At 65.0% G+C, this 12,033-nt stretch carries 12 protein-coding genes; 6 read left to right on the top strand and 6 right to left on the bottom strand.

Annotation, left to right across the window (positions count from 1 at the left end):
- The 4 genes from QZ332_RS08845 to QZ332_RS08830 form a co-directional block, all read right to left on the bottom strand.
- On the bottom strand, window positions 1-1,150 hold a 1,150-nt coding region (locus QZ332_RS08845), incomplete at its 3' end, for a sulfatase-like hydrolase/transferase (protein ID WP_295764476.1).
- Window positions 1,151-1,183: 33 nt separating this feature from the next.
- Window positions 1,184-1,960, bottom strand: a complete 777-nt coding sequence (locus tag QZ332_RS08840; protein WP_295764475.1) for an HAD family hydrolase — start codon at window positions 1,958-1,960, stop codon at window positions 1,184-1,186.
- A gap of 97 nt (window positions 1,961-2,057) precedes the next feature.
- On the bottom strand, window positions 2,058-2,795 hold the full coding sequence (locus tag QZ332_RS08835) for an HAD family hydrolase (protein WP_295764474.1): 738 nt from the start codon (window positions 2,793-2,795) through the stop codon (window positions 2,058-2,060).
- Between the two features lie 16 nt (window positions 2,796-2,811).
- Window positions 2,812-3,546, bottom strand: coding sequence for an HAD family hydrolase (locus tag QZ332_RS08830; RefSeq protein WP_295764473.1), 735 nt, complete (start codon window positions 3,544-3,546; stop codon window positions 2,812-2,814).
- A gap of 339 nt (window positions 3,547-3,885) precedes the next feature.
- Here QZ332_RS08830 and QZ332_RS08825 point away from each other — a divergent pair, with 339 nt between their 5' ends.
- From QZ332_RS08825 to QZ332_RS08815, 3 genes are read left to right on the top strand one after another with little or no spacing between them, the layout of a single operon-like run.
- Window positions 3,886-4,896, top strand: a complete 1,011-nt coding sequence (locus tag QZ332_RS08825; RefSeq protein WP_295764472.1) for a LacI family DNA-binding transcriptional regulator — start codon at window positions 3,886-3,888, stop codon at window positions 4,894-4,896.
- 52 nt (window positions 4,897-4,948) lie between these two features.
- Window positions 4,949-5,677 carry a PHP domain-containing protein gene (locus QZ332_RS08820; protein ID WP_295764471.1) on the top strand — a complete coding sequence of 243 codons (729 nt, stop codon included), beginning with the start codon at window positions 4,949-4,951 and terminating at the stop codon, window positions 5,675-5,677.
- Window positions 5,674-6,555 (top strand): PfkB family carbohydrate kinase, encoded by an 882-nt coding sequence (locus QZ332_RS08815; protein ID WP_295764470.1) that lies wholly within the window; start codon window positions 5,674-5,676, stop codon window positions 6,553-6,555. The genes QZ332_RS08820 and QZ332_RS08815 overlap by 4 nt, the downstream gene beginning before the upstream one ends.
- Window positions 6,556-6,604: 49 nt before the next feature.
- Here QZ332_RS08815 and QZ332_RS08810 read toward each other — a convergent pair whose 3' ends face one another.
- Window positions 6,605-8,008 carry a GNAT family N-acetyltransferase gene (locus QZ332_RS08810; RefSeq protein ID WP_295764469.1) on the bottom strand — a complete coding sequence of 468 codons (1,404 nt, stop codon included), beginning with the start codon at window positions 8,006-8,008 and terminating at the stop codon, window positions 6,605-6,607.
- Between the two features lie 182 nt (window positions 8,009-8,190).
- On the opposite strand from QZ332_RS08810, the gene QZ332_RS08805 reads away from it, so the two are divergent.
- A complete protein-coding gene (locus QZ332_RS08805; RefSeq protein WP_295764468.1) occupies window positions 8,191-9,759 on the top strand; it encodes a sodium-dependent transporter in 1,569 nt (522 codons plus the stop codon).
- Between the two features lie 158 nt (window positions 9,760-9,917).
- Here QZ332_RS08805 and QZ332_RS08800 read toward each other — a convergent pair whose 3' ends face one another.
- Window positions 9,918-10,385 (bottom strand): 8-oxo-dGTP diphosphatase, encoded by a 468-nt coding sequence (locus QZ332_RS08800; protein ID WP_295764467.1) that lies wholly within the window; start codon window positions 10,383-10,385, stop codon window positions 9,918-9,920.
- Between the two features lie 136 nt (window positions 10,386-10,521).
- Between QZ332_RS08800 and QZ332_RS08795 the strand changes: the two genes are divergently transcribed.
- The gene (locus QZ332_RS08795; RefSeq protein WP_295764466.1) at window positions 10,522-11,037 is read left to right on the top strand and encodes an SLOG family protein; all 516 of its coding nucleotides are present in this window, start codon (window positions 10,522-10,524) and stop codon (window positions 11,035-11,037) included.
- 60 nt (window positions 11,038-11,097) lie between these two features.
- Window positions 11,098-11,994: a GPR endopeptidase gene (gene gpr / locus QZ332_RS08790; protein WP_295764465.1), complete on the top strand. Its 897-nt coding sequence runs from the start codon at window positions 11,098-11,100 to the stop codon at window positions 11,992-11,994.
- Window positions 11,995-12,033: the final 39 nt, after the last annotated feature.

Raw genomic sequence — 12,033 nt, 5'->3', positions numbered from 1 at the left:
TCACGCAGCGGCCCGCGCCCAGGTTGGAGTGGCCCGCCTCGGAGTTGCCGGCCTTCCCCGCGCCCAGGCCCACGGACTCGCCGGAGGCCCGCAGCTTCGACCAGGACTGTCCGGCCAGCAGGGAGTCCCAATAGGGCGTGTCGGCGACATGGATCGCGTCGCCCTCGTCGCCGGTGCCCAGGCCCCAGCCGTCGCAGATGATGAGGAGCATCTTGCGCCCCTCGCCCCAGTCCTTGCCCTCGCAGAGGGACTTGCCGTCCATCTCCGCGGGCTGGGGGATGCCCATGACGTCCAGCACCGTGGGGGACACGTCGCCCAGGGAGCCGTCCCGCAGCTGGATGGGGGCCTTGTCGGCGGGATCGATCATGATGAAGGGCACCAGGTTGGTGGTGTGGGCCCCGTCGGGCTTCCCGGCGGCGGTATAGAGCTTCTCGATGTTGCCGTGGTCCGCGGTGATGGCGACCACATAGCCCTTGCCCAGGGCGTCGTTGACCACTTTATCCAGGTACTGGCTCACATAGCCGCAGGCCTGGATCTTGGCCTCCGTGTTGGAGGTGTGGCCGATGACGTCGCCGTTGGCGAAGTTGGTGATCACGAAGTCATACTTGCCCAGGGCGTCCATGACCGTGTCGGCCACCTTCGGCAGGGACAGCTCCGGCTTCTGGTCGAAGTCGATGCCCTTGGGGGAGGGGATGCACACGTCGTCCTCGCCGGGGAAGGGCTCGTTCTCGCCGCCGTTGAAGAAGAAGGTCACGTGGGCGAACTTCTCGCTCTCGGCGCAGTGGAACTGGGTCTTCCCCGCCTCGCTGAGGACCTGGGCCAGGGGCTTCACCACCTTGGCGGGGGCGAAGGCGATGGGCAGGTCCTTGAACTTATCGTGGTACATGGTCATGATCACGAAGTCCAGGTCCCGGAGCATCCGGCGCTCCGCCTTGTCGAACTCCGGATCGGTGAACATCTCGGTCAGCTCGATCTCCCGCTCGCCCCGGCGGCAGCAGAAGATGGCGGCGTCGCCGTCGGCGATCTTGCCGACGGGCCTGCCGTCCTCCACGAGGACCATGGGCTCCAGATGATAGTCGTCCTGGCCCAGCCCGTATGCCTTCTTGACGGCCTCAGCCAGCTGAGCGCCGCCGCGTTTAAAGTCTGCCATATGGATGACCTCCTATGTCGATGAAATCAAAGATCACTGTCCGTCCGTGGGCGGGATCAGCTTGTCGGCCGCGACCCGGCCCCGCTGGGGGAAGATGTCCAGCAGCTGGGGGAAGGTGTAGATCTTGCCGTCGGGCATGTTCTCCTCCGTCAGCTTCAGGGCCTTCCCTTTGTTGTACTGCACCGCTACGGTCATGCCGAAGGCCACGGCCTTGGCGCCCACGATGTCCCGGTCCAGGTTGTCGCCCACATAGCAGCAGTTCTCCGGCTGGGCCCCCACTTCCTCCATGGCGTAGTAATAGATGGCGGGGCCGGGCTTGCGGATGTAGGTGATGGAGGACTGCTGGACGGTCTTGAAGTAGGGCCGGAGGCCGTCGGCGTCCAGCCACTCGTCCACCTCCCGCTTGCCCACCAGGTCGCTGATGATGCCCAGGGTGTAGCCCCGGGCGCAGAGCTCCTTGACGGTCTCGGCGCCGCCCTGCACCACCGTGCGGCGGCCCTTGGTCTGGCGGTACTGATAGGTCAGCTCCGCCGCGTTCGCCAGGATGCGCTCCCGGTCCATGTCATAGGCCAGCCAGCGGGTCCAGAGGACCTCCTCCGGAGCCTCGCACATGAACTTCAGCGCCCACTCCCGGTACTTGTCATAGCGCTTGTCGATCACGTCCTCGAACCACTGGTTGGGATCGCTGGTCTCCACGCCGCACAGCTCCGCGATCTTCGCCCGGGCGGCGGAGAGATAGGCGGGATCCTCGTCGATGACCCGGAAGGTCCCTCCCAGATCCAGGAAGATGTAACGGATATCGGTATCCATGCGATATCAGCCTCCTTCATACCTTTCATATATGTGGATGGTGCCGGGACGGGGACGCGCCCGGAGGGCCTCCGCCCCCGGATGCCCCGCGGTCCATTCAGTCCAGGGGCGGCAGCAGGTCCAAGATCTCCCGGAAATCGCTGACCACCGCGTCGGGCTCGTTGGCCGCGGTGAACTCCACGGCGTGCTTCTTCTCCGGGGAGCGGAAGATGATGTTGGCCCCGATGCCCGCTTCCTTCGCGCCGGTGATGTCCCGCTTCACGTTGTCCGCCACGGACACGCAGTCCTCCGGCGCCACGCCCAGGTCCTTGCACGCCACCTCGTAGATCTCCGAGCAGGGCTTGCGCAGGCCGCAGACGGAGGAGAGGATGACGGAGTCGAAGTACTGGTCCAGGCCGTCCTCCTCCAGCCAGTCGGGGACCTCGTTCTCCCCGATCAGGTTGGAGATGATGCCCAGCTTATAGCCCCGGTCGTGGAGCCCCTTGATGACCTCCACGCCGCCGTCGACCACCACCCGGCGGCCCTTGCACTGGCGGTACTGGAAGCTCAGCTCGTGGCAGACCTGCTTGATGCGGGCCTGGTCGTAGTCCGGCAGGAGCCATTTGCACCACAGCTCCTCGTCGCCCGACTCCTTGTTCTCGCCCAGGGCCCACTTGCGGTAGGGCTCGTAGCGCTCCTCGATCATCTGGTAGAACTCCTCGTAAGGCACGGGGGACCCGGCGATCTCCGCCATCTTCCGGCGGGCGTGCTTCATGTAAGGCTCCTCCAGCAGGGCGATGCGGAGGGTGCCGCCCAGGTCGAAGAAGACGGCTTTATAGCGCTTTGTCATATCCATGGCGTTCCTCCTTCTGTCAAGTACGGGCAGGGAAGATATCCAGCAGCTGGCTCAGGGCGGTGATCACGTGGTCGGGGGTGAACTCCTTGCCGGTGGCGTGCTCCATGTTCAGGGTGTCCGGCTCGTCGATGCGGATCATCATGCCGAAGCCCGCGGCCTGAGTCCCCTCCACGTCCCGGACCGGGTTGTCGCCCACGTAGGCGCAGTTGGCCTCCGGGGTGCCGATGCAGCGGCAGGCCAGGTGGTAGATCTCCGGATCCGGCTTGCGCAGGCGGACCTTGGAGGAGAGGATCGTGGTCTTGAAGCACTGGGCCACGCCGTCGGCGGCCATCCAGTCGGGGATCTCCGTCTCGGTGACGGTGTTGGCGATGATGCCCAAGGTATAGCCCCGGGCGCAGAGCTCCTTGATGGTGGCGACCGCGTCGGCCCGAGCCACGCGGCGGCCGTCGTGGTCCCGCCAGAGCCGGGTGAGCTTCGCCGCGTTGGCGAAGATCATGTTCGGCTCGTACTCGGGCAGCATGTACTGGGTCCACAGCTCGCCCTCGGAGGCGTCCAGCAGGGTATCCTTGGACTGCTTGCGGTACTTCTTCCAGCGCTCCTCCAGCTTTGCGAACAGCTCGTCATGGGTCTCTTTCGTCTCGATGAGCTCCATCAGGCCGGCCTCGGCCTTGTCGATGAAGTCCTGCTCCTTGAGCACGATGCGCAGCGTGTTGCCTACGTCGAAGAAGATCGTTTGGATATCGGGGGTCATAAAAAGTTCCTCCTTATATAGATCTTAGTCTCGCAAACCCCCGGGGACACGTCCCCGGAGGCGGTGAGACCGTTCCCGGCCCACTCGTAAACGTTTGCGGCTTTTCACGTTTATTCTAAATGAAACCCCGGTCCTTTGTCAATATGCCAAACGCCGAAGACTTCGATCTTTTTTCGTTTTTCTGCCCAAAGATAGGAAAAATCCAGATCGTTATTGACATTGGCAGGAAAATAAGATATCCTTTATTTGACGATCCGAACGGGCCGCAGTCTGTCCGCTCTAAAAAAATAAAGCGGAAACGTTTGCGGTCCTCTGCGAGGCGGAAAGGAAGGAAAGCCTATGAAAAGTGTGACCCTGAAGGACGTCGCCAAAGCCGCCGGCGTTTCCTACGCCACCGTCTCCCGCGCCCTCTCCGGCAGCCACCAGATCGGCAGCGACACCCGGGAGCGCATCATCAAGCTCTGCGACGAGATGGGCTACACCACCAACTACGTGGCCCGTTCCATGGTGACCAAGCGCACCGGCCTCATCGGGCTGGTGGTCCCCTCCATCGACAACCAGTTCATGTCCGAGATCGCCTACTACGCCGAGATGAGCGCCAGGGGCCACGGCTACAACATCATGCTCTGCAACTCCGGCCCGGACCTGAAGCAGGAGAAGACCGTGGTCAAGCTCCTCCTCAGCCGGCAGGTGGACGGCATCCTAATCGTCCCCCAGAGCCCCAAGACCTATGAGAACATCCGGGCCTACACCGACCAGGTGCCCACCGTCTTCCTCAGCGAGAACCTCCGGGACCAGCCCCAGAGCTATGTGGCCGTGGACAACAGCCGGGGGACCTATATCGGCACGAAGTACCTCCACGACCTGGGGCACCGGGACATCCTCTACTTCGGCCGCCGCCACACCGCCACCCACCAGCTCCGGGCCGAGGGCTATATCCGGGCCTGCCACGAGCTGGGGCTGACGCCCCGGTTCTTCAACAGCGAGTTCACCCGCTCCTCCATCAACAACGGCTACCAGCTGGCCAGGGAGCTCTTCGCCAAGCCGGTGGATTACACCGCCATCTTCGCCTCCACGGACTCCAACGCCCTGGGCGTGCTCAAGGCGGCGGACGACGCCCACATCGACATCCCCGGCCACCTGAGCCTCATCGGCTTCGACAACATCTCCTCCACGGCCCTGCCCCGGATCGAGCTGACCACCGTGGAGCAGCCCAAGCGGGACATGGCCGTCCAGGCGGTGGACATGCTCCGGGACAAGATCGAGAACGGCACCCAGGGCTATGTCCACCAGATCCTCATGCCCACGCTGATCCGGCGGAGCACCTGCCGGGACCTGCACGAGGCCTGAGCCGACAACACAGGGGGCTCCCGCCCCCATTTATGAAAGAGGGAATCCTATCATGAACGGCTATCGCTACGACCCCCACACCCACACCGCCGAGACCAGCCGCTGCGGCCACCTGTTCGCCGCCGACGTGGTGGACCGCTACGTCCGCAACGGCTTCACCGGCCTGGTGGTCACGGACCACCTCCACCCCGAGTACCTCTCCCGCATCGACACCGAGCACGATTGGGATAAGGTGATGGACCATTACCTGAGCGGATACCACGCCTCCAAGAAGCGGGGCGACGAGGTGGGGCTGGACGTCATCCTGGGCGCGGAGCTCCGCTTCCCGGAGAACGACAACGACTATCTGGTCTACGGCATCGACGAGCAGTGGCTCCGCTCCAACCCCTACATCTGCTGCATGAGCGCCCAGGAGTTCTTCGACAAGTACCACGACCAGGTGCTCATCATCCACGCCCATCCCTTCCGCAAGGGCAGCGCCCCCGTCCAGGAGACCGCCGTCCACGGCGCGGAGATCATCAACGGGAACCCCCGCCACGAGAACAACAACGACAAGGCGCTGGAGCTCTGCCGCCGGCATCCCGAGTACTTCCGCCTGGCCGGGTCCGACACCCACCGGGACGGCGACGAGGCCCGGACCGCCGTCATCCTGCCGGAGCGGGTCCACGACTCCTTCGCCTACAAAGCCATCATCGAGCGCCGGGACTTCCATCTCTGGAGCCCGTCGTTCCAAGAGTTCGTCGAGGCCGATGAGGCCATCCGGAAGGAGGAGATGAGATGAGCCGTTTCAACACCCTTATCATCGGCGAGACCGCCCAGGACACCAACGTGGATTACGACGGCACCACCGTCCAGGCCGTGGGCGGCGCGGTGTACTACTCCGGCTTCGCCGCCGCCAACATGGGCCACAAGACCGCCGTCCTGCCCAAGGCGGACACCAGCCAGATCGACCTGACCGCCGCCTTCGCCCCCGCGCCCAACGTCACGGTCTTCCCGCTCCACAGCACCCATTCCTTCGTCACCAAGAACGTCTACCACACCCCGGACCGGGAGCGGCGGACCTCCACCGTGGACAGCGTCATCGACCCCTACCGGCCCGAGGAGATCCCCGCCGAGATCGACGCGCAGATCTGGCACCTGGCGGGCCTGGTCGGCGGCGACATCCCCAATGAGATCGTCCCCTTCGCCGCCAAGAAGGCCATGGTGGCCATCGACGTGCAGTGCATGCTCCGCTGGGCGGAGGACGGCGGCATGGTCTACCACGACTGGGAGGCCAAGCGGGAGATGCTCCCCTACGTCCGCTTCCTGAAGACCGACGCCGCCGAGGCGGAGATCCTCACCGGCCTCACCGACCGGGTGGAGGCCGCCAAGGTCCTTTACGGCTGGGGCGCCAAGGAGGTCCTCATCACCCACAACAGCGAGGTGCTGGTCTACGACGGCAAGCAGATCTACACCTGCCCCATCAAGGCCCGGAGCCTCTCCGGCCGCACGGGCCGGGGGGACACCACCTTCGCCTGCTACATCAACGAGCGGCTGACCCAGGACATCCCCACCGCCCTCCAGACCGCCACGGCGCTGGTCTCCCTGAAGATGGAGACGCCGGGGCCCTACATGGGCACCCGGGCCGACGTGGAGGCTTACATCAAGGAGTTCTATTGATCCCAAGAGGGGACGCCCCGCGCCTTCGACCGGCACGGGGCGTCCTTTTTCACACCAATTTCTCGAAATAGTAGAAGGTCTCGTCCTCGCCGCTCCTGCGCATACAGGAGGACAGCATCCGGTAGGACGCCTCGTTCTCCCGGAAGCACTTGGCGAAGACCCGGCCCAGGTGGAGCTTGTACAGCCCCCATTCCGCCGCCGCGATGAACGCCTCGGTGCCATAGCCGTGCCCGGCGTGGGCCTTGTCGATCCGGCAGCCCAGCTCCGCGCCGCCCCGGCAGTCGAAGTTGTACAGCACCGCCTCGCCGATGAGCGCCCCGTCCAGCCGGACGGCGAAGTTCACCGCAAGACGGTCCCGGAAGTCCCGCCGGGCCACCTCGAAGAAGCTCCGCTCCTCCACCGGCCCCCCCAGGCCGGCCACGTCGTCATAGCCCCACCAGCGGTTCCGCTCCTGGTCCAGCACCAGGGCGTTATAGGCCGGGATGTCCTCCTCCCTCAGGGCGGAGAGGGTCAGCCGGGCCGTCTCCACCTCGGGGATCTCGGTGATGTGGCGCATCAGCTCGTTCATGGGCTCGAAGCGGTATTTGGGGGCCAGCTTAGCGGGGCCGTACTGCAGCTTGGAGGTCCGCAGCCCTTTGTCCGCCGCGTCGTCCTCCCGGTCGATCCACTGGCAGTCCCTCCCGAAGGCGGCGGCGAAGGCCTGGACGAAGGCGGGGTACACGCCGGTATAGGAGTACAGCGCCTTCTCGATGTGGACGATCAGGGTGTCCCCGCACTTCTCCGCCAGGGCCAGGGCGATGAGCTTGTCCCCGTCGAAGAAGCCCCCGGCGATGAACCAGGGCTTCCCCGCCAGCTTCAGCATCTTCTTCGCCAGGGCCAGCTCGTCCCGGGCCTTGGCGTTGTCCCCCTTGGGGAACTCCGCCTCGTAATCCTGCCAGAACCGCTCGACGGCGGGGGCGTCCTCCGCCGTCAGGCGGCGGACCTGGGCGTCCGGCCACTGGGCGCGGAATTTCTTGATGTGGTTCCGCTGGCCGGAGTAGCGCCGCCCGGTGAAGTACTGGAGGTCCTCCCGGTAGTAGACGTAGTCCCGCCACGTGCGGATGTCGCTGACCCGGACGTAGGGGTACCGGCTCAGCACCTGGGCGGCCTTGTGCTCCGGCACCATGGAGATGACGGGGAGCTGGCCCGCCTCCAGGCAGTACGCCTCGATGGCCCGCAGGGCCGCTTCCACGTCCCCCTCGGGGCCGGGGACGGGGTAGTCGAAGTTCCACCCCCCCGCGTCCCGGTTCCGGACCACCAGGCACCCCGCGATCTCCGCCCAGGCGGGATGCAGCACCTTCTTCCACATGAGCTTGGTGCCCAGGGAGTATTCGCACAGGCCGTAATCACAGTCCTTGTAGTAGCGCCGCAGCTTGGCGCCGTCCTGTTTCGTCACTGGTTTGAACTGTTGCATAAGTCCCATCCTTTGCTCGTCATTGTGATATTTGCATAAGGGACCGTCCCGCTTCAAAGCGTGAAATGGACGATCTTCCATATAGTAAAAACATTTTGTGAATTTTTTTCTCGTTTTTTATTGACGTATCGGAGGATCTATAGTATATTTCTTCATTATTACCAAAAAAGGAGGCATCTTTTGTGGAAAATCAAAGAGGGTCCTGGGGAAGCAACCTGGGGTTCCTGATGGCTGCCATCGGTTCCGCCGTGGGCCTGGGCAACATCTGGGGCTTCCCCTACAAAATGGGGAAGTCCGGGGGCTTCACGTTCCTGATCGTGTATGTGCTGCTGGCCATCTTCGTGGGCTTCAGCATCATGATGGCCGAGCTGGCCATGGGCCGGAAGACCGGCAAGGGCACCATCGGCGCTTACCATGCCCTGTCCGGGCGGTTCAAGTGGGTGGGCTGGCTGGCGGTGTTCTCCCCCTTCGTCATCCTCAGCTTCTACACCGTCCTGGGCGGCTACTGCATCGAGTATATGGCCCTGAACCTGAGCAACCTGGCCTTCGCCGGGGCGGAGGTCAAGACCGGCGCGGACCTGTTCGGCGCCATGCTGACCAACCCCTTCGGCTGCGTCATGTTCACCTTCTTGTTCATGATCATCTGCTACCTCATCAACCGGGGCGGCATCTCCGGCGGCATCGAGAAGTTCAACAACGTGGGCATGCCCGCCCTGTTCGTCATGCTGGTGATCATCATCATCCGCTCCGTCACCCTGCCCGGCGCGGCGGAGGGCCTGAAGTTCATGTTCGTCCCCGGCTACGCCGTGGAGGCGGGCTTCATCGAGACGGCTCCCGGCTTCGTCTCCGTCCTGGCCACCGCCGGCGGGCAGATGTTCTTCTCTTTGTCCCTGGCGATGGGCATCACCATCACCTACGGCTCCTATATGAAGAAGGACCAGAACATCGTGAAGAACTCCGTCGTCGTCGTGGCGGCGGACACCATCGTGGCCCTCATGGCGGGCATCGCCGTGATCCCCGCCGCCGTGGCGGCCTACGGCCCCAGCGCCACCCTCAGCGGCCCCAAGCTGCTGTTCATCACCCTCCAGGACGTGTTCCAGGCCATGGGCGCCGTCGGCCCCCTGTTCGGCGTCATCTTCTACCTCCTGGTGCTGATCGCCGCCATCTCCTCCGCCATCGCCCTGATCGAGGTGGTGACCACCTTCCTGCTGGACCACGCGGAGACGAAGGGCAAACAGGGGGACCGGCCCAAGACCGTGTTCTGGGTCTGCTTCGCCGTCATGGTAGAGGCCGCCGTGGTGGCCCTGGACGGCCTTGGCAGCAACGTGGACGCCCTGGGCAACGCCCGGTTCGTGCCCGTGCCCTTCCAGAGCTTCGTCATCGGCCCGTGGAACGACTGCTGGCTGGACTTCATGGACATGATGTCCGAGGGCATCGCCATGCCCGCCGGCGCGCTGATCATGAGCATCATGATCGGCTGGGAGATCGGCGTGAAGCCCATCACCGACGAGATCCACCACGGCGCGGAGCAGATCCACTGGCTGAACCTGTTCATGAAGGTCTGCCTGATGTTCATCGTCCCCATCGCCATGGCCTTCATCCTGGGCGGCCAGATCGGCGACTTCTTCACCAACGACCCCGAGACCCAGAAGCAGAAGTTCTACTATATCGGCTACGCCGTGGGCGCGGCCATCCTGGTGGTCTCCTGGCTGGTCGCCTTCACCTCTCCCAAGCGGAGAGAGCGGGGCTGACCCCGTCTCCCCAGGCAGGATCCATCCCGGCCTCGAGCGGGCGGAGCTCCGGCTCCGCCCGTTTTCCGACAGCTCTCCCTACTATATACCAGATCCCCCAACGAATGCAAGGCTTTTCTTGCCCGCTCGTCCGCGCCGCCCCGGCAGGGACGGCTTTTTCATAAGCAGTCCTTCCCGTTCAGCGCCGCCCCGGCCAGCCGCTCCCCCTCATAGCGGAGCTTCAGGGAGAAGAAGGGCTCATCCGTGTCCAGCAGGCGGAGGAAGAGCTTGTCCCCCTCCCAGAGGGGCAGGGACAGCAGGTCCTCCTTCCTGATCCAGGCCAGCTCCCCCTCGCTGCACTCCCGGGGCGTCCCCGTCCAGGCGGAGGCGGTGAAGAGGTGCATATACTCCGTAGGGGCCTCATCGGAGACGAAGGTCACCAGGCCCCGGTAGCGGTACTCCGTCAGCGTCAGGCCCGTCTCCTCCAGGCACTCCCGCAGGATGCACTCCTCCGGGCTCTCCCCGTCCTGGAACTTCCCGCCCACGCCGATCCATTTGCCCTGGTTCACGTCGTGGTCCTTCTTGACCCGGTGGAGCATCAGGTATTCGTCTCCCCGCTCCAGATAGCAGAGGGTGGAACATAACATCGCCGTCTCTCCTTTCCCGGCGGCGGACCGCCTCGCTGCCCATTATACCCCTTCGGGCCGGAAAAGAAAAGGCTTTACATTTCAGAACGGATGTTCTATAATGAGACCGTGATCTTACCGGGAGAGGAGGTCCCCCATGCGGTCGAGACAGATCAGCTGCTGCTTCACCGGCCACCGGCCCGGGAAGCTGCCCTGGCGCTATGACGAGGCCGACCCCCGCTGCCTCTCCCTCAAGCGGCGCATCGCCGACGCCGTGGGGGCCGCCTATGAGGAGGGGCACCGGCACTTCCTCTGCGGCATGGCCCTGGGCTGCGACCTCTATTTCTGCGAGGCCGTCCTGGAGCTCAAGGCGGTCCATCCGGACGTCACCGTGGAGGCCGCCCTCCCCTGCCCCACCCAGGCGGACGACTGGGCCCCGGACCAGCGGGCCCGCTACCGGAGGCTGGTGGACGCCTGCGACTTCGAGACGCTGGTGTCTTCCCGCTATACCCCCTCCTGCATGCAGCGGCGGGACCGGTACATGGTGGACCACGCCTCCCTGCTCATCGCCGTCTTCGACGGCACCCCCGGCGGCACCCGATACACCATGCAGTATGCCATGAGCCGCCGGATCCCCATCGTGGACCTGCCGCTGGTGACGGAGGGCACCTGAATATTCCGCCGTTTTCCGCAGAACATAAGACCGGAAATTTTCTCGTTGGGAGGCGGCCCTATGTTTGCGAAGCGCACCGACCTGGCCCTGGAGGCCAGGGAGCTCTGGCAGGAATCCGCGGAGAAGACCACGCGGCTCTCCGGCGTGAAGGCCACGAAGTCCAAGGAGGAGGGGTACTCCGTCACCCGCGTGGACATCCTGGACCGGCGCGGGGAGGAGGCCCTGGGCAAGCCCCAGGGGAGCTATCTCACCATCGACCTCACCAGCTTCTGGCAGCGCAAGGCCGACTTTTTCGAGCGGGCCGTCCGGGCGGTGGGGAGCCAGTTGAAGTCCATGCTCCCCGGCCAGGGCCCTGTCCTGGTGGTGGGCCTGGGCAACGCCGCCATGACGCCGGACGCCGTGGGCCCCCTGGCGGCGGACAGCGTGCTGGTCACCCGGCACCTCATCGCCGCCATGCCGAAGCATTTCGCGGGCTTCCGCCCTGTGGCGGTGTTCCGGGCGGGGGTGCTGGGGACCACCGGCGTGGAGTCCGCCGAGTCCGTCCGGGGGCTGGTGGAGCAGGTGCAGCCCGCCCTGGTCATCGCCATCGACGCCCTGGCCGCCCGGCGGGTGGGCCGGATGTGCACCACCGTCCAGATCAGCGACACCGGCATCACCCCCGGCTCCGGCGTGGGGAACCACCGGGCGGCGCTGGACCGGGAGACGCTGGGCGTGCCGGTCTACTCCATCGGGGTGCCCACGGTGGTGGAGGCCGTCACCCTGGCGGCGGACCTCCTGGAGGAGGCGGGCATCGCCGAGCTGGACGAGACCCGCCTCCGCCACGGCAAGCAGCCCCTGACGGTCACCACCCGGGACGTGGACCAGCAGGTCCGGGAGCTGAGCAAGGTAGTGGGTTACGGCATCAACTGGGCCCTCCAGGACCTGGAGATCGAGGAGATCAACGCTTTGCTGGCCTGAGCCCCATAACAGAGCGTATTTTTTCGAAGGGATGATCCC

It is taken from the genome of uncultured Oscillibacter sp., from assembly GCF_910584465.1.
Lineage (GTDB): Bacteria > Bacillota > Clostridia > Oscillospirales > Oscillospiraceae > Oscillibacter.
This window is presented reverse-complemented; position numbering and strand designations above follow the sequence as displayed.

Bases quoted from the DNA above. Each gene is read 5' to 3' on its own strand.
- QZ332_RS08840 (WP_295764475.1), bottom strand. From the start codon at position 1,960: ATGGATACCGATATCCGTTACATCTTCCTGGATCTGGGAGGGACCTTC.
- QZ332_RS08835 (WP_295764474.1), bottom strand. From the start codon at position 2,795: ATGGATATGACAAAGCGCTATAAAGCCGTCTTCTTCGACCTGGGCGGC.
- QZ332_RS08830 (WP_295764473.1), bottom strand. From the start codon at position 3,546: ATGACCCCCGATATCCAAACGATCTTCTTCGACGTAGGCAACACGCTG.
- QZ332_RS08825 (WP_295764472.1), top strand. From the start codon at position 3,886: ATGAAAAGTGTGACCCTGAAGGACGTCGCCAAAGCCGCCGGCGTTTCC.
- QZ332_RS08820 (WP_295764471.1), top strand. From the start codon at position 4,949: ATGAACGGCTATCGCTACGACCCCCACACCCACACCGCCGAGACCAGC.
- QZ332_RS08815 (WP_295764470.1), top strand. From the start codon at position 5,674: ATGAGCCGTTTCAACACCCTTATCATCGGCGAGACCGCCCAGGACACC.
- QZ332_RS08810 (WP_295764469.1), bottom strand. From the start codon at position 8,008: ATGCAACAGTTCAAACCAGTGACGAAACAGGACGGCGCCAAGCTGCGG.
- QZ332_RS08800 (WP_295764467.1), bottom strand. From the start codon at position 10,385: ATGTTATGTTCCACCCTCTGCTATCTGGAGCGGGGAGACGAATACCTG.
- QZ332_RS08795 (WP_295764466.1), top strand. From the start codon at position 10,522: ATGCGGTCGAGACAGATCAGCTGCTGCTTCACCGGCCACCGGCCCGGG.
- gpr (WP_295764465.1), top strand. From the start codon at position 11,098: ATGTTTGCGAAGCGCACCGACCTGGCCCTGGAGGCCAGGGAGCTCTGG.